The organism is Pseudomonas sp. CFBP13508 (assembly GCF_005233515.1).
In the GTDB taxonomy this organism is placed as follows: Bacteria; Pseudomonadota; Gammaproteobacteria; order Pseudomonadales; family Pseudomonadaceae; genus Aquipseudomonas; species Aquipseudomonas mercuritolerans.
Genome location: NZ_QFZZ01000001.1, coordinates 336,045 through 351,495 on the forward strand (window position 1 = coordinate 336,045; position 15,451 = coordinate 351,495).

A 15,451-nucleotide genomic window follows, 5' to 3' on the forward strand; every position below is an offset into this window, starting at 1 on the left:
TCCCTCTGGGAGAGGGCTAGGGTGAGGGCAACAACTGACACACCACAACGTCATGACCATCCACGACCACGAAAGAGTAACCCATGACCGACACCCCGCATTTCCCACTCTCCGCCGTGGTCGGCGCCGATGACTTGAAGCTCGCCCTGTGCCTGACCGCAATCGACCCGAAAATCGGCGGCGTACTCATCGAAGGTCCGCGCGGCATGGCCAAGTCGACGCTGGCGAGGGGCCTGGCGGATCTGCTCGCCAGCGGCCAGTTTGTCACTTTGCCGTTGGGCGCTACCGAAGAGCGGCTGGTGGGCACCCTCGACCTCGACGCTGCCCTGAGCGACGGTCGCGCGCAGTTTTCGCCCGGTGTTCTGGCCAAGGCTGACGGTGGCGTTCTGTACGTCGACGAGGTCAATCTGCTGCCCGACCACTTGGTCGACCTGCTGCTCGATGTCGCCGCCAGTGGTATCAACCTGATTGAGCGTGACGGCATTTCCCATCGGCATTCGGCGAAATTCGTCCTGATCGGCACCATGAACCCCGAAGAGGGCGAGTTGCGGCCGCAACTGCTTGACCGTTTCGGTTTGAATGTCGCCCTCAACGGCCACACCGCGCCCGTCGAGCGCGGGCAGATCATTCGCCGGCGGCTGGATTTCGACAGCGATCCACAAGCCTTTTGCGGGCAATGGGCAAGCCAGCAACAGACATTGCGTTCGCGTTGTGAAAGCGCCCGCGAGCGTTTGGCAGCCATCCCACTGGATGACGCGGCATTGGCGTTGATTACCGAGCGTTGTTTCGCTGCTGGCGTCGATGGCTTGCGTGCCGATCTGGTCTGGTTGCGCGCGGCCCGCGCCCATGCCGCGTGGCGTGGGGCGGATGCGATTGCTGAAGAGGACATCGACGCGGTGGCCGAATTTGCCCTGCGCCATCGCCGTCGCGAGCAGCCCTTGGCCGGCGCGGAGCCACAAGCGCAATCTCCGTCAGGCGCAGACAGCAAATCCGGTGAAGGGCAGGGCCAGTGGGGCGAGATGCCGGCGACGGCGCAAGCCACCGGTGCCCGCCGCGACGTTCCGAGCTGGCCGCCACTGGCAAAAAAGCCCTAGGCATTCGCCCCCGGTCCGACGCGGGGGCGAATGCCAGACCCCGTGCCGGACAACTCGATAATGGCCGTCAGGGCCAACGGCAGTCAGCCAGCGCCGGTGCGGTGAACTGGCCTGGCACGCTGCTCAATGGCCGCCCCCAGCGCCGCGCCGATCTGCTGTTTCAACAGCGCACCCGCTCGCCCCATGAAGTCTGGCTGGTGATCGTCGACGCGTCGGCTTCGACCCGTCGCCATCAGGCCTTGAGCGACGCCAAGGGCCTGCTCGCGCAGCTGTTCGACGATGCTTATCGCCAGCGGGCGCGGCTGGCGTTGCTGACCGCCAGCGGTTCTGCGCCGCAATGGCAAGTGCAAGGTTTGAAGGCCTCAAGCGGCCTGAGCGTCTGGCTCGACGGTCTGGGCGCCGGTGGCGGCACGCCGTTGCTCGCGGCACTGGAGCAGGCGCAGCAATGGCTGACGCTGCGACGCAAGCGCTTTTCTGCCGAACAGCAACGCTGCCTGATCGTGACCGATGGTCGCGTGAAAGAACTGTCGGCGTTGCCAGTGCTGGCGTGTCCGGGATTGCTGATCGACATTGAGCGCGGGCCGATTCGACTGGGCCGGGCGAAGGATCTGGCGACCGCGCTGCAAGCGCAGTATCAGCATATCGATGAGCTGGGTCTGCGCTGAAATCCGCCGCGCCGCTCAAACCTTGTGGGAGCGAGCCTGCTGGCGAAGGCTTCTTCAGCAACGCTGAAAGTCTGCGATCAAGGTCATTTATACAGATTTTGAAATGATTTACCGCTGTGGAGCAGGCCAGCCGACCCTGTACGCTCCAAGGCCATTTTTCATTCAGGATTTACATGAACACCCTCTCGGAGCCTCCCAGTCAGCACTCTCCAGCGCAACGTTGCGCGGTCTTGATTCTTTCGCAGCACCCCGTCTTCCGACTCCCGACTATGGTTGATAACGCGGCTCTTGAGCCTCCGCGTTGCACTTCGCCGTGTCTGGCCGCCTGAATTCACTGAAGAGAGATCGAGACGTTTTATGGAATGGTTAGCGGATCCCACGGCCTGGTTAGGCCTGTTGACTCTGATCGTGCTGGAACTGGTACTGGGTATCGACAACCTGGTGTTCATCGCAATTCTTGCCGACAAACTGCCGCCGCATCAGCGTGATCGCGCGCGGATCATCGGCCTGTCCCTGGCGCTGATCATGCGCCTGGGCCTGTTGGCGAGCATTTCCTGGCTGGTTACGCTCACGCAGCCGTTGTTCGAGGTGTTCGACAAGAGCTTCTCCGGCCGCGACCTGATCATGCTGTTCGGTGGTGTGTTCCTGTTGTTCAAGGCGACGATGGAGTTGCATGAGCGCCTCGAAGGCCACGTCGGCGAGCGCTCGACCAACACGACCTACGCATTGTTCTGGCCAATCGTGGCGCAGATTGTGGTGCTCGACGCGGTGTTCTCCCTCGACGCGGTGATTACCGCCGTGGGCATGGTCGATGAACTGGCGGTGATGATGATCGCCGTGATCATTTCCATCGGCCTGATGATCGTTGCCAGCAAGCCGCTGACCCGCTTCGTCAACGCGCATCCGACCGTGATCATGCTGTGTCTGGGCTTCCTGATGATGATCGGTTTTGCCCTGACCGCAGAAGGTCTGGGCTTCCATATCCCGAAAGGTTACCTGTACGCGGCTATCGGTTTCTCGATCCTCATCGAAGTCTTCAACCAGATCGCCCGGGCTCGGCGCAAGCGTTCGATGCAGGGCGTGCGCCCGATGCGCGAGCGCACAGCCCATGCGGTGATGCGTCTGCTCGGTGGCCGCAAGCTGGCGGTGGAGGAGGTCGGCGAGGAAATCTCCGACCTGCTGGACAACGGTGAAGCGCCGGTGGCCGAGCTGTTCGACCGTCGTGAACGGGTGATGATCAGCGGTGTGCTGCAACTGGCGGAGCGGCCGATTCGCAACCTGATGACGGTGCGCGCCGACGTTGACCTGATTGATCTTGCCGATGATGCCGAAACCATTCGCACCAAGCTGATGCATTCGTCGTACTCGCGCTTGCCGTTGATTCGCGATGGCGCGGTGGATGAGCCGCTGGGCTTCGTACACAAGAAGGAATTGCTCAAGGAGTATCTGGCCGGCAACGAGCCGAACCTGGAGCATCTGGCACGCAAGACCGTCAATCTGCTCGACAGTTACTCGATCCTCAATGCCCTGGAGCAGATGCGCGCGGCATCGACGCACATTGCCTTCGTGGTCAATGAGTTCGGCGATTTTGTCGGCGTGCTGACCATGACCGACATCCTCGAATCGATCGCCGGTGAGTTGCCCGATGCCAGTGAAATCGAAGGCCCTGATGTGGTCGAAGAGCGCGGCGGGTTTCTGGTCAGCGGCGCGCTGCCCTTGGCTCGTGTACGCCAGCGTACCGGCTTCGATGCCGAGCCGACCGAGGATTATCAGACCATGGCCGGGTTGGTCATGAGTCTGCTGGATCGGTTGCCGATGACCGGTGATCGGCTGGAATACGAGGGCTGGCAATTGACCGTCAAAGCGGTTGAAGAGCGACGGGTGACGCGGGTGTTGCTGGAGCGTGAGGTGGCTTGAGCATTCGCGGAATGGCGCAGCGGTCGCTGCGCTTGTTACTGATGAAAAGTGAAGCGGTCCTTGCCCGTATGCTTTGATTCGTACAACGCCGCATCCGCCTTGATCAGCGCCTGATTCAACGAGTCACCCTCAGCCACCCGGGTAATGCCGATGCTGATGGTGACCGGGTGCTGGGTGGGCTGTTCACGCACTGACTGGCACAGTTGCGTGGCAAGGCTTTCAACATCCTCGCGCCGCACTCCCGCCAGATAGATCGCGAACTCCTCACCGCCCATACGCGCGTAGTCAAACGCAACCATCACTGCCTTGATATCGGCCGCGACGCGAATGAGCACCTCATCACCGATGTCATGCCCGTAGGTATCGTTGACCTTCTTGAAGTTGTCGATGTCGATCATCATCAGGTAATGATCGCGCTCGCGCGGGCTTGCCAGCAGCCGTTGCCCTGCGTGGGTCATGAACGAGCGCCGGTTGGGAATCTGCGTCAGCGGGTCGTTATAGGCCTGCTCCAGCAGTAACCGCGACATCAGGTAGTTGTTCAGCTTGGCCTCACGGAACTTCAAAAAGGTGTACACCGTGAGTGCGCAGAGGAACACGCTGTAGCAGGCAGTCAGGACGCCGCGCAGTTCAGTGATTTCGGTAGTGGTGGCGAGAAACGGGTTGAGGATCACCCAGATCACAACTTGTACCGCAAAGAACGCCCAGCGCCGCAGCGGCAGTACCGACACGCTGTACAACATGCTCGCTGCTGCCAGCACCAGCCACAAGCTGTGCGAAGCAGGCGCGAGGCCGTCGACGATCATTCGCACACCGACGGTCAATCCCAGAACCAGAAGCAAGGTGAGCACATCGAAATGACTGGCTCTGCGAGTGAAGCCGAGCACCACCGTCAACAGCGCGAAACCAGCGAGAAACGCCATCGAGCGCCACGTGAAACCCTGGCCGCCGAGAAAACTGACGATCAGATCAAACAGTAGCCACATGAAAATGCTGACCACATAGATCAACAGGCTGAACGGTTTGAGCCGTTCGAATTCGCGCTGGAGAAACTCTTCCCTCAACTCGTCAGACGCGGTTTCCTTCAACGCTTGCGCTTCAATGGTTTCGAACATGCTTATCCCGCTGTCTGCGCCGATCCTGGCAACCACCCGAACCGGCGGGCGGCGCGCAATGTGTTCGCTCAACAGCAAAGCAGGCAGACCGCGGGTTGTCCAATCCCGGTCGGGTTCAGCGCAGAAGCCGGTGGCGCGAACGCGAGACCGTGCGCAATGAACTGAGCGTCCGCCTCAGCCATGCCAGATCATGGTGATGTTTGCGTGGCGCTGCGGGCGCCTTCGTTCTGCCGACATGCCGGGCCATATCCTTCGCCAGGGTTTCCTCGGTGCCGATACCTTTGAGCTTTTTCAGCAGCCTGCCGTTTTTATAGAACAGCACTGTTGGCGTGCCCGTGACGTTCGGGTGCTTGGGCGATTGGCTGGTGTTGAGCATATAGATGTTGGCGCGCAGTCGGTAAGGCTCGGCAATCTGCCGAAAGATCGGCCCGGCCCATTCGCAGGCGGGGCAGTGTTCATTGGCGAAATAAAGAATGACCGGACGCCAGGTTTTCAGGGCTTTGCGGTAAACCGGATCCAGCGCGGAAGTTGTGTTTGTCGCGTTCATCGAAGGGTCCTTTTCAACGAGCGGGTAGGCTCCTTGACGTTATAGGAGTAGGGGCGTCGCGGTCTACTGTCAGAAATTACAGGTGGGCTGCGTAAACACGAGAAGTGCTGTCGTGACGGTGATAGCCGTCGGGAAACGGCAGGGTGGGGATGTCTACAGGCAGGCGCTAAAGCGCTGATACCGGGTCTTGTTCAACTGTCACCCTGATTCGCACCACAACGGCGCGATCTGACCCAAGTTGGGAACGCATTTCCCCTTTAATGGCTGTGTCAGCTATTTTCTTCGTTCTAGTTCGGGCCAAACCCTTTGGTCCACGAACCATATCTTGTTGATTCCAATAGCATTCAAAGCAGTTACAGATTTCGCGAGATTCCTGTGGCACACTTTCTGCTGTCTATTCCGTAGTAATAAACCGTGTTCCGGTATAGCGGAATAAACACAATTATGGAGTGCTTGCCATGCATCGCCGTCCTTCGTTGTTCAAAGCGTGTGTTTTTGTTCTTGCGGCTTCTTCCTCGGTTATGGGCCTGGCCCAGGCTGCCGACAGCAAGCTCGACAGTGTTCTCGCCCGTGGCAAGTTGATCGTGGGCACCGGCAGCACCAATGCGCCGTGGCACTTTCAGGGCGCGGACGGCAAGTTGCAGGGTTTTGATATCGACATCGCCAGGATCGTGGCCAAAGGGCTGTTCAACGACCCGAGCAAGGTCGAGTTCGTGGTGCAGTCGTCCGATGCGCGGATTCCCAATCTGCTGACCGACAAGGTCGACATGAGCTGCCAGTTCATCACCGTCACCGCCAGCCGCGCACAGCAAGTCGCGTTCACCCTGCCGTACTACCGCGAAGGTGTTGGCCTGCTGTTGCCGAACAACAGCAAGTACAAGGAAATCGAAGACCTGCAGGCGGCGGGCGATGACGTCACCGTTGCGGTGCTGCAGAACGTCTACGCGGAAGAACTGGTGCATCAGGCATTGCCCAAGGCCAAGGTCGATCAGTACGACAGCGTTGACCTGATGTACCAGGCGGTGAACTCCGGTCGCGCCGATGCCGCCGCTACCGATCAGTCGTCGGTCAAATACCTGATGGTGCAGAACCCGGGCCGCTACCGCAGCCCAAGCTACGCCTGGAGCCCGCAGACTTACGCCTGCGCCGTCAAACGTGGCGATCAGGATTGGCTGAACTTCGTCAACACCGCGCTGCATGAAGCCATGACCGGGGTTGAATTCCCGACCTATGCCGCTTCGTTCAAACAATGGTTCGGTGTAGATCTGCCGTCGCCCGCGATCGGTTTCCCAGTCGAATTCAAATGATCCCGTGAGAGTGGGGCGATGACCGTCGCCCCGCTCAAGGTATTGCTGACCATGAACTATCAGTTGAACTTTGCCGCCGTGTGGCGCGATTTCGACACCTTGCTGGCGGGGCTCGGTCTGGGCTTGCAGCTGGCGCTGGTGTCGATCGCCATCGGCTGCGTGATCGGCCTGCTGATGGCGTTTGCCTTGCTGTCGAAGCATCGCGCCTTGCGGGTGCTGGCCTCGGTGTACGTCACGGTAGTGCGCAACACGCCAATTCTGGTTTTGATTCTGTTGATCTACTTTGCACTGCCGAGTCTCGGGATTCGTCTGGACAAGATCCCGTCGTTCATCATCACCCTGTCGCTGTATGCCGGCGCGTACCTGACCGAAGTGTTCCGTGGCGGCTTGTTGAGCATTCCCAAAGGCCAGCGCGAAGCCGGGCTGGCAATCGGTCTCGGTGAATGGCAGGTCAAGGCTTACGTCACCGTGCCGGTGATGCTGCGCAACGTGCTGCCGGCGTTGTCGAACAACTTCATTTCGCTGTTCAAGGACACCTCACTGGCGGCCGCGATTGCGGTGCCGGAGCTGACCTATTACGCGCGCAAGATCAACGTCGAAAGCTACCGGGTGATTGAAACCTGGCTGGTGACCACGGCGTTGTATGTCGCGGCCTGTTACCTCATTGCCATGCTGCTGCGTTACCTCGAGCAGCGTCTGGCGATCCGCCGATAGGAGGCTGCGATGTACGAATCTCCCAGTTGGTTACATGAATTGTGGGTCGCGCGCGAGCCGTTGTGGCAGGGCTTTCTGACCAGCGTGCAGGTCTCGGCGCTGGCTATTGTGTTGGGCACGCTGCTTGGTGTGGTCGCCGGTCTGGTGCTGACTTACGGCAAGTTCTGGATGCGCGCGCCGTTTCGGCTGTACGTCGATCTGATTCGCGGCACGCCAGTGTTTGTATTGGTGTTGGCCTGCTTTTATATGGCGCCGGCGCTCGGTTGGCAGATCAGCGCGTTTCAGGCCGGCGCCCTGGGCCTGACGCTGTTCTGCGGCTCGCACGTCGCCGAAATCGTCCGTGGCGCGCTGCAAGCCTTGCCGCGCGGGCAGATGGAGGCGGGGAAAGCCATCGGCCTGACGTTCTATCAATCCCTCGGCTACGTACTGTTGCCTCAGGCGCTGCGGCAGATTTTGCCGACCTGGGTCAACTCGTCCACCGAGATCGTCAAGGCTTCGACCTTGCTTTCGGTGATAGGCGTCGCCGAATTGCTGCTCAGCACGCAACAGATCATCGCCCGGAACTTCATGACCCTGGAGTTCTACCTGTTCGCCGGTTTTCTGTTCTTCGTCATCAACTACGGCATCGAATTACTCGGCCGGCACATTGAAAAGCGGGTGGCCCTGCCATGACTCAAGCTCAAGTTGCTTCACAGGATCAGGCATTGCTGGACATTCGCGGCCTGCACAAACAGTACGGCGCGGTGGAAGTGCTCAAGGGTGTCGACCTGAGCATGCAGCGCGGCAACGTCGTCACGCTGATCGGCTCCAGCGGTTCGGGCAAGACCACGCTGCTGCGTTGCGTGAACATGCTTGAAGAGTTTCAGGGCGGGCAGATCCTGCTCGACGGCGAGTCCATCGGCTACGACGAGGTCAACGGTAAACGTGTGCGCCATGCGGAAAAGGTTATTGCCCGCCATCGTGCGATGACCGGCATGGCCTTCCAGCAATTCAACCTGTTCCCGCACCTGACCGCTTTGCAGAACGTCACCTTGGGCCTGCTCAAGGTGAAAAAGATGCACAAGGATGAAGCCGTAGTGCTTGCGGAAAAATGGCTGGAGCGCGTCGGCCTGCTGGAGCGGCGCAATCACTTTCCCGGCCAGTTGTCCGGCGGTCAGCAACAGCGCGTGGCGATTGCCCGGGCCATTGCGATGAACCCGAGTTTGATGCTCTTCGACGAAGTCACCTCGGCCCTCGACCCGGAGCTGGTCGGCGAGGTGCTCAACGTGATCAAGGGCCTGGCCGAGGACGGCATGACCATGTTGCTGGTGACCCACGAAATGCGTTTCGCTTTCGAGGTCTCGGACAAGATCGTTTTCATGAATCAAGGGCGGATCGAAGAGCAGGGACCTCCCAAGGAACTGTTCGAACGCCCGCAATCGCCGCGTCTGGCGGAATTTCTCAAGAGCACGCGGTTTTGAATCTGTACTTTTGCAATCAGGAGAAACACCCATGAGCATTACGCGTTACGGCACCGGCAGCACCGCCGCCGGCGGCCAGCCTCGTCCATTCGCCCGCGCAGTTGAAGCGGATGGCTGGCTGCATGTGTCCGGCCAGGTTCCGGCGGTGGATGGCGAGATCATCGTTGGTGGCATTGTCGAACAGACCCACCAGACCATGAAGAACCTGATCGCGATTCTCGAAGAGGCTGGTTATGGTCTTGAAGATGTGGTCCGCGCCGGCGTCTGGCTGGACGATCCACGGGATTTCAGCAGTTTCAACAAGGTCTTCGCCGAGTATTTCAAACCCGAACACGCCCCGGCGCGGGCCTGTGTGCAGGCAAGCATGATGGTTGATTGCAAGGTTGAGATCGACTGCATTGCCTACAAGAAGATCTGAGTGAAGCTTTCCCCTCACCCTAGCCCTCTCCCGGAGGGAGAGGGAACTGATCTTTATCGATGCAGAGTCAGCGTTTATCAGTGATTTATGCATTGACACGATCAGGCGCCCTCTCCCTTTGGGAGAGGGCGGGGGGTGAGGGCAGCAATGTCACTGACATGGCATCAAGGGCCAGTTACCATCCGGCGACTTTGAATGGAAACCACTGACATGACCGAAGACACCATCAAGCGCCGGGCACGCGGTCTGGACCGGGCGTTCGATATCCTCGATTTTCTCAAGGAAATCGGCCAGCCCCTGCGCCCCAATGACATTGCCAACGGCATCGGCAGTCCGAAATCGACGGTCTACGAACTGGTCGCGTCCTTGCTGGAGCGACGGATTCTGGAGCCGGTGGGCAAGGATGGCCACGTCTACCTTGGCCGCCAGTTGTACTTCCTTGGTCAGGCGCATCTGCGGCATTTCGACCTCAGCCGCGAGGCCGATCACGCTTTGCAGGAGATCGTCAGCCAGACCCGTGAAACTGCGCAGATGTGCCTGCTCAACGGGCGCAAATACACCGTGGCGTTGATGAAAGAAGGCGAGCGGCATTTCCGCATCTCGTCCGACATCGGCGAAAACGCGCCGATCCCGTGGACAGCTTCCGGGCGTCTGCTGCTCGCGCATTTGAGCGATCAACAAATCATCGATTTGATCGACGAGGATGACTACATCCTGCCCGACGGCGAACGCCTGCCACTGGAGCGTTTTCTGGCGGAGATTCGTCAGGCCGGCAGCGATGGCTTCTTCTCCTTCGACAGCGTCGCCGACACCTTCACCCATTGCTTCGCCGCGCCGGTCAAAGACCCGCAAGGCGTGGCCATTTGTACCCTGTGCATCGTCGCCCCACGGGCCGATGCGAAAAACAATTACAACGACTATCGCCGGGTATTGATCGAGAGCGCCAACAGCCTCGCCCGGCGGATCAACGAATAACCGCGGCTGCCTGCGGCCGCGACTGTGAGGATTGGATCATGACCACTGCCATCAACTCTGCCGTAGAAAAAGGCGACGCCGCCATCGGCGCGCAACTGACCCGCGACGTCAGCCTGCCGGCGCTGGTGCTGCACCGCGAGGCGCTGGAGCACAACATTCGCTGGATGCAGACATTCGTCAGCGACAGCGGCGCCGAACTGGCGCCCCACGGCAAAACCAGCATGACCCCGGCATTGTTCAAACGACAGCTTGACGCCGGCGCCTGGGGTATCACCCTCGCCAGCGCTACCCAGACCGGCGCCGCTTATGCCCACGGCGTGCGCCGGGTATTGATGGCCAACCAGTTGGTCGGCACGCCGAACATGGCGTTGATTGCCGATCTGCTCGCCGATCCGACGTTCGATTTTTATTGCATGGTCGATCACCCCGACAACGTCGCCGACCTCGGGGCTTACTTCGCTTCACGTGGGGTGAAGCTCAACGTGATGATCGAATACGGCGTGGTTGGCGGCCGTTGCGGTTGCCGCAGCGAGCAGGAAGTCATCGAGCTGGCCAAGGCCATCGATGCGCAACCGGCGCTGGCCCTGACCGGCATCGAAGGTTACGAAGGCGTGATTCATGGCGATCATGCGGTCAGTGGCATTCGCGAGTTCGCCGCGTCGCTGGTGCGCCTGGCGGTGCAGTTGCAGGACAGCGGCGCCTTTGCCATCGCCAAACCGATCATCACTGCGTCAGGTTCGGCCTGGTATGACCTGATCGCCGAATCCTTCGAAACCCAGAACGCCGCTGGCCGTTTCCTCAGTGTGTTGCGCCCGGGCAGTTACGTGGCGCACGACCATGGTATCTACAAAGAGGCGCAGTGCTGCGTGCTCGACCGTCGCAGCGATCTGCACGAAGGCCTGCGCCCGGCGCTGGAAGTCTGGGCTCATGTGCAGTCGCTGCCGGAACCGGGTTTTGCGGTGATCGCCCTGGGCAAGCGCGACGTCGCCTTCGATGCCGGTTTGCCGGTGCCGTTGTTGCGCTACAAGGCCGGTGTGGTGCCGGCGGCGGGGGATGATATCGGTGCGTGCAAGGTCACGGCGGTGATGGATCAGCATGCGTTCATGAGCGTGGCGCCGGGGGTAGAGCTGCGGGTCGGCGACATCATTTCCTTCGGCACTTCGCACCCGTGCCTGACGTTCGACAAGTGGCGGGTAGGGTTACTGGTGGATGAGCAGCTGGCGGTCATCGAGACCATGGAGACTTGTTTCTAAGGCTTGAGATTGCGTTGCGGCGGCTATTCGCGAGCAGGCTCGCTCCCACAAGATCAATGCGTTCCATTGTGGGAGCGAGCCTGCTCGCGAAGACGCCCGCTTAGCCACCACCGAACCCCCAGAGATCCCACCCGATGAAAACCCCCCGCAACACCCCACGCATCGCCCTGATCGGCGAATGCATGATCGAACTGCAGCAACGCGCCGACGGCAGTCTGCAGCAAAGCTTCGGTGGCGACACCCTCAATACGGCGGTGTATCTGTCCCGTGCGCTGGACGACAAGGCGCAAGTCGACTACGTCACCGCACTGGGTGATGACAGTTTCAGTGACGCCATGTGCCAGATCTGGCGCAGCGAAGGCATCGGCCTCGATCTGGTGCAGCGCCTGCCCGGTCGGCTGCCTGGTTTGTATTGCATCCAGACCGACGCCAACGGCGAGCGGCGTTTCCTGTACTGGCGCAACGAAGCGGCGGTACGCGATTGCTTCACCACCCCTGCGGCCGAGCCGATCCTCGCGGCGTTGCCGCACTACGACGTGCTGTATTTCAGTGGGATCACCCTCGCGGTACTCGGCATGCAAGGCCGCGCCCGGTTGATCAAGACGTTGAGCGAAGCCCGACAACGCGATGCGCGCATTGTGTTCGACAACAACTACCGCCCACGCCTGTGGGCGTCGGTGGACGAGGCGCGAGCGGCGTATCGCAGCGTCTTGCCTTATGTTGATCTGGCGTTGCTGACCGTGGATGACGAACAGGCGCTGTTCGGTTTCGGCGATTGCGCCGAGGTGTTTGCGACGTATGCGCAGATTGGCACGCCAGAAGTGGTGCTCAAGCGTGGCGCCGAGGCGTGTCTGATTCGTTGCGACGGTGAGGCGTTTGAAGTGCCGGCGCAAAAGGTCGACAAGGTTGTCGACACCACGGCGGCAGGGGATTCGTTCAGCGCGGCGTACCTGGCCAGGCGCCTGCTCGGCGGCAGTCCGGCAGAGGCCGCGCAAGCAGGACATGAATTGGCCAGTCGGGTGATTCAAGTGCCCGGAGCGCTGATCCCCCGAACTTGAAATGCATTCCCCTGCACTCGTCAGCTCCTACACAGAAGCAGCAATCAATCCCGATAAAACACCTGCACCAGGTGATACCCAAACTTGCTCTTGATCGGCCCATGCACGGTACGCAGCGGTTTCTTGAAAATCACCGCATCAATCGCGCCGACCATCTGCCCCGGCCGCACTTCGCCCAGGTCGCCGCCGCGTTTGCCGGACGGGCAGGTGGAAAATTTCTTCGCCAGCACATCGAACGCTTCGCCCTTGGCAATGCGCTGTTTGAGTTGTTCGGCCTCTTCGGCGGTTTTCACCAGAATGTGGCGGGCTTGGGCTTTCATCGTGCAATACCTGATAACGGGGTGACAGCGGGGCGCGCGATTATGCCTCAAGTCGCGGGGTCGGGTTGCTCAACTTGCGAATCTTGCTCGCCAGCACTTCAAGGACAAAGGGCTTGGCGACCATGTCCATGCCCTCTTCAAGGAAGCCCTGACGCTCGGCAGCAATCTGCGCGTAACCGGTCATGAACAGCACTTTAAGCCCCGGACGATGCTGGCGAGCAATCTCCGCCAACTGCCGACCGTTCATGCCCGGCAGCCCGACATCAGTGACCAGCAGATCGACGCGTTGCACGGATTCGAGCACGGGCAAGGCGTTCGTGGCGTTTTCCGCTTCGAAGGTTGTGTAGCCCAGTTCCTTGAGCAGATCGAGCACCAGCATGCGCACTGCCGGATCATCCTCGACCACGATCGCGGTCTCGCCCGAAGATGAAGCGGCAATCGGTTCGGCTTTCTCCACAGACGAGGATTCGGGCGTCGGCTCAAGCAAACGCGGCAAGTACAGACGTACGCAAGTACCTTGCCCCGGCACACTGTCGAGGCTGACATGACCACCGGACTGCTGGGCGAATCCGTAAATCATCGACAGCCCAAGCCCGGTGCCTTGGCCGATCGGTTTGGTGGTAAAGAACGGATCGAACGCTTTGGAACGGATTGACGGCGTCATGCCGGTGCCGTTATCGCTGACCGCGAGCATCACGTATTCCCCGGCCTTCACCGGCTCGAGAATGGTGGTGTCGCTGCTGTCGAGATACACGTTCGCGGTCTGGATCAGCAACGTGCCGCCTTCGGGCATCGCATCGCGGGCATTGATCACCAAATTGAGCAGAGCATTTTCCAGCTGGCTGACGTCCGTACTCACCGGCCACAAGTCTTCTGGCAAGCGCAGTTGCAGCTCGATGGCATCGCCCTTGGTGCGGCGGATCAGGTCTTCCAGCGAGTGCACCAGTTCGTTGACGTGCAGTTGCTTGCGGTCCAGCGACTGACGCCGCGAAAACGCCAGCAAGCGATGGGTCAGCGCCGCCGCGCGATTGGCCGATGACACGGCCGCCTCGGTGAAACGGCCGATCTCGTCGGCGCGACCATTGGCAATGTAGCGCTGCATCAAGTCCAGACTGCCGATAATGCCGGTGAGCATGTTGTTGAAGTCATGGGCGATGCCGCCGGTAAGCTGGCCGACGGCTTCCATCTTCTGCGCGTGGCGCAAGGCATCTTCGGCGCGCTCGCGTTCGAACATTTCGTTCTGCAAGCGCTCGTTGGCCTGAGCCAGTTGCTCGGTGCGCGCGCTGACCCGCTCTTCAAGCGTCTCATTGAGATTGCGCAGGGCTTCTTCGGTTTTCTTGCGCTCGGTTTCGTCGATGACAAAGATGTAGAAGCCGTTGACTGCACCGTCCGCGCCATGCCGGGGCAGATAGTTCATCAGCGCATGACGGGTACTGCCATCGCGGTGCGGCGTGTAGAAACTGAAGGAACAGGAGCGTCCGGCCAGCGCTTCGGCGATATAAGGCGCGCGCAGGAAGTAGGCCTCTTCGCCGATGACTTCGCGGATCGTGCGCCCATACAGCTCCTGCGGCGTCAGGCCGTACCAGTCGAGATAGGCTGCGTTGTTCAGGCGGAAACGTTCCTCGGCGTCGACGTAGCTGATCAGGATCGGCATGGCGTTGATGATCAGTTGAAGTTCGGTCTGGCTCTGACGCAACGCCTGTTCGGTGTGTTTGCGTTCAGTCAGATCCAGCGCTGCGCCGAGGAAACGCATCGGCCGACCATGATGGTCCTTGTAGCAACGCCCTCGCGCGAAGATCCAGCGCAGCGTGCCGTCGGCCTGCAACAAGCGATATTCTTCAGCGTACTCGGTGCCGTGGGTGATGCAGTGCTTGATGCCGCGCGCAACCATGGCGCGGTCTTCGGGATGCACGCCGTGCAGGTAGTCGCTGATCGGCAACTGCCCGGCCCTGGCCGGATCCACGCCGTGCAACTCGGCAAAATGCGCATCGGCGATGAAACGGTCTTCGCCAATGTCCCAATCCCAGGTGCCGACGGCGTCGGTGGCGGCGAGGGCCAGTTGCAGACGCTCCTCGGACTGGCGCTGGGCCTTGAGGCTTTCTTCGGAACGACGCTGCAATTCCAGGGCAATGCGTCGGCGCTCGTTGGTTTCGATGGCGGTGATCAGAATCCCGGCCACCTGTGCGGTTTCATCGCGAATCGGGCTGTAGGTCAGATCCAGCCAGAAATCGGTTTTCTTGCCGTCGCGTTGCACGCTGAACCGCTGCTCGCTGAAGCTGCGCACCTGACCCTGCAGCACCGCCTGGTAAATCGGCTCGGAAAAGTCTCGTACTTCCGGCCAGACCTCATGCGTCGGTTGCCCGAACGCTTCGGGATGCTTGCTGCCAGCGAGCAGGGCGAAACCATTGTTGTAGATCTGCGTGAGTTGCGGGCCCCATAACAGCAGCATCGGCATCGGCGAATGAATCACGATGTCCACCGCTGTGCGCAGGCTCTGCGGCCAGGTGCCGGCAGCGCCCAGCGGGCTGCGGCTCCAGTCGGTGCGGGCAATCAGGGCCTGGGCGTCGTCAACGGCGGATACAGCGTTCATTACTTCAATCCTGAGCGTGGT

Annotated in this window: 15 protein-coding genes; 11 read left to right on the forward strand and 4 right to left on the reverse strand. The window is 60.6% G+C overall.

Translation table 11 applies throughout. The features are described from left to right. Positions 1-83: 83 nt before the first annotated feature. The 3 genes from PspCFBP13508_RS01505 to PspCFBP13508_RS01515 all read left to right on the forward strand — a co-directional run bounded on the left by PspCFBP13508_RS01505 (position 84) and on the right by PspCFBP13508_RS01515 (position 3,676). Positions 84-1,094, forward strand: a complete 1,011-nt coding sequence (locus PspCFBP13508_RS01505; RefSeq protein ID WP_137213440.1) for an ATP-binding protein — start codon at positions 84-86, stop codon at positions 1,092-1,094. Next, entirely contained in the window at positions 1,067-1,759 is a 693-nt protein-coding gene (locus PspCFBP13508_RS01510) for a VWA domain-containing protein (protein ID WP_137213792.1), read from the forward strand. The genes PspCFBP13508_RS01505 and PspCFBP13508_RS01510 overlap by 28 nt, the downstream gene beginning before the upstream one ends. A gap of 357 nt (positions 1,760-2,116) precedes the next feature. Continuing rightward, entirely contained in the window at positions 2,117-3,676 is a 1,560-nt protein-coding gene (locus PspCFBP13508_RS01515) for a TerC family protein (protein WP_130911296.1), read from the forward strand. Between the two features lie 35 nt (positions 3,677-3,711). Here the strand turns inward: PspCFBP13508_RS01515 and PspCFBP13508_RS01520 are convergent, their stop codons facing one another. After that, a complete protein-coding gene (locus PspCFBP13508_RS01520; RefSeq protein WP_130911295.1) occupies positions 3,712-4,788 on the reverse strand; it encodes a GGDEF domain-containing protein in 1,077 nt (358 codons plus the stop codon). A gap of 115 nt (positions 4,789-4,903) precedes the next feature. After that, the gene (locus tag PspCFBP13508_RS01525; protein WP_137213441.1) at positions 4,904-5,335 is read right to left on the reverse strand and encodes a thioredoxin family protein; all 432 of its coding nucleotides are present in this window, start codon (positions 5,333-5,335) and stop codon (positions 4,904-4,906) included. 458 nt (positions 5,336-5,793) lie between these two features. Here PspCFBP13508_RS01525 and PspCFBP13508_RS01530 point away from each other — a divergent pair, with 458 nt between their 5' ends. The 8 genes from PspCFBP13508_RS01530 (at position 5,794) to PspCFBP13508_RS01565 (ending at position 12,520) form a co-directional block, all read left to right on the forward strand. Then, on the forward strand, positions 5,794-6,642 hold the full coding sequence (locus PspCFBP13508_RS01530) for a transporter substrate-binding domain-containing protein (RefSeq protein WP_016774493.1): 849 nt from the start codon (positions 5,794-5,796) through the stop codon (positions 6,640-6,642). Positions 6,643-6,693: 51 nt separating this feature from the next. Further along, entirely contained in the window at positions 6,694-7,356 is a 663-nt protein-coding gene (locus tag PspCFBP13508_RS01535) for an amino acid ABC transporter permease (RefSeq protein WP_024012746.1), read from the forward strand. Between the two features lie 9 nt (positions 7,357-7,365). Continuing rightward, a complete protein-coding gene (locus PspCFBP13508_RS01540) occupies positions 7,366-8,028 on the forward strand; it encodes an amino acid ABC transporter permease (RefSeq protein WP_071172258.1) in 663 nt (220 codons plus the stop codon). Continuing rightward, positions 8,025-8,816, forward strand: coding sequence for an amino acid ABC transporter ATP-binding protein (locus tag PspCFBP13508_RS01545; protein ID WP_073474746.1), 792 nt, complete (start codon positions 8,025-8,027; stop codon positions 8,814-8,816). Before PspCFBP13508_RS01540 ends, PspCFBP13508_RS01545 begins: the two co-directional genes overlap by 4 nt. 31 nt (positions 8,817-8,847) lie before the next feature. Continuing rightward, on the forward strand, positions 8,848-9,234 hold the full coding sequence (locus tag PspCFBP13508_RS01550) for a RidA family protein (RefSeq protein ID WP_130911291.1): 387 nt from the start codon (positions 8,848-8,850) through the stop codon (positions 9,232-9,234). A 210-nt stretch (positions 9,235-9,444) separates the two neighbouring features. Further along, entirely contained in the window at positions 9,445-10,209 is a 765-nt protein-coding gene (locus PspCFBP13508_RS01555; protein ID WP_110646502.1) for an IclR family transcriptional regulator, read from the forward strand. A 38-nt stretch (positions 10,210-10,247) separates the two neighbouring features. Continuing rightward, positions 10,248-11,462, forward strand: coding sequence for an amino acid deaminase (locus tag PspCFBP13508_RS01560; protein ID WP_137213442.1), 1,215 nt, complete (start codon positions 10,248-10,250; stop codon positions 11,460-11,462). A gap of 134 nt (positions 11,463-11,596) precedes the next feature. Continuing rightward, positions 11,597-12,520, forward strand: coding sequence for a sugar kinase (locus PspCFBP13508_RS01565; RefSeq protein ID WP_137213443.1), 924 nt, complete (start codon positions 11,597-11,599; stop codon positions 12,518-12,520). Positions 12,521-12,564: 44 nt separating this feature from the next. On the opposite strand, the gene PspCFBP13508_RS01570 is transcribed toward PspCFBP13508_RS01565, so the two are convergent. Together PspCFBP13508_RS01570 and PspCFBP13508_RS01575 are read right to left on the reverse strand one after the other, a co-directional pair. Continuing rightward, a complete protein-coding gene (locus PspCFBP13508_RS01570) occupies positions 12,565-12,840 on the reverse strand; it encodes a peptidylprolyl isomerase (RefSeq protein ID WP_007912322.1) in 276 nt (91 codons plus the stop codon). A 40-nt stretch (positions 12,841-12,880) separates the two neighbouring features. Further along, positions 12,881-15,430: a PAS domain-containing protein gene (locus PspCFBP13508_RS01575; RefSeq protein WP_137213444.1), complete on the reverse strand. Its 2,550-nt coding sequence runs from the start codon at positions 15,428-15,430 to the stop codon at positions 12,881-12,883. Positions 15,431-15,451 lie beyond the last annotated feature (21 nt).

Bases quoted from the DNA above. Each gene is read 5' to 3' on its own strand.
- PspCFBP13508_RS01560 (WP_137213442.1), top strand. From the start codon at position 10,248: ATGACCACTGCCATCAACTCTGCCGTAGAAAAAGGCGACGCCGCCATC.
- PspCFBP13508_RS01515 (WP_130911296.1), top strand. From the start codon at position 2,117: ATGGAATGGTTAGCGGATCCCACGGCCTGGTTAGGCCTGTTGACTCTG.
- PspCFBP13508_RS01525 (WP_137213441.1), bottom strand. From the start codon at position 5,335: ATGAACGCGACAAACACAACTTCCGCGCTGGATCCGGTTTACCGCAAA.
- PspCFBP13508_RS01570 (WP_007912322.1), bottom strand. From the start codon at position 12,840: ATGAAAGCCCAAGCCCGCCACATTCTGGTGAAAACCGCCGAAGAGGCC.
- PspCFBP13508_RS01575 (WP_137213444.1), bottom strand. From the start codon at position 15,430: ATGAACGCTGTATCCGCCGTTGACGACGCCCAGGCCCTGATTGCCCGC.
- PspCFBP13508_RS01565 (WP_137213443.1), top strand. From the start codon at position 11,597: ATGAAAACCCCCCGCAACACCCCACGCATCGCCCTGATCGGCGAATGC.
- PspCFBP13508_RS01550 (WP_130911291.1), top strand. From the start codon at position 8,848: ATGAGCATTACGCGTTACGGCACCGGCAGCACCGCCGCCGGCGGCCAG.
- PspCFBP13508_RS01545 (WP_073474746.1), top strand. From the start codon at position 8,025: ATGACTCAAGCTCAAGTTGCTTCACAGGATCAGGCATTGCTGGACATT.
- PspCFBP13508_RS01520 (WP_130911295.1), bottom strand. From the start codon at position 4,788: ATGTTCGAAACCATTGAAGCGCAAGCGTTGAAGGAAACCGCGTCTGAC.
- PspCFBP13508_RS01540 (WP_071172258.1), top strand. From the start codon at position 7,366: ATGTACGAATCTCCCAGTTGGTTACATGAATTGTGGGTCGCGCGCGAG.
- PspCFBP13508_RS01555 (WP_110646502.1), top strand. From the start codon at position 9,445: ATGACCGAAGACACCATCAAGCGCCGGGCACGCGGTCTGGACCGGGCG.
- PspCFBP13508_RS01535 (WP_024012746.1), top strand. From the start codon at position 6,694: ATGAACTATCAGTTGAACTTTGCCGCCGTGTGGCGCGATTTCGACACC.
- PspCFBP13508_RS01530 (WP_016774493.1), top strand. From the start codon at position 5,794: ATGCATCGCCGTCCTTCGTTGTTCAAAGCGTGTGTTTTTGTTCTTGCG.
- PspCFBP13508_RS01505 (WP_137213440.1), top strand. From the start codon at position 84: ATGACCGACACCCCGCATTTCCCACTCTCCGCCGTGGTCGGCGCCGAT.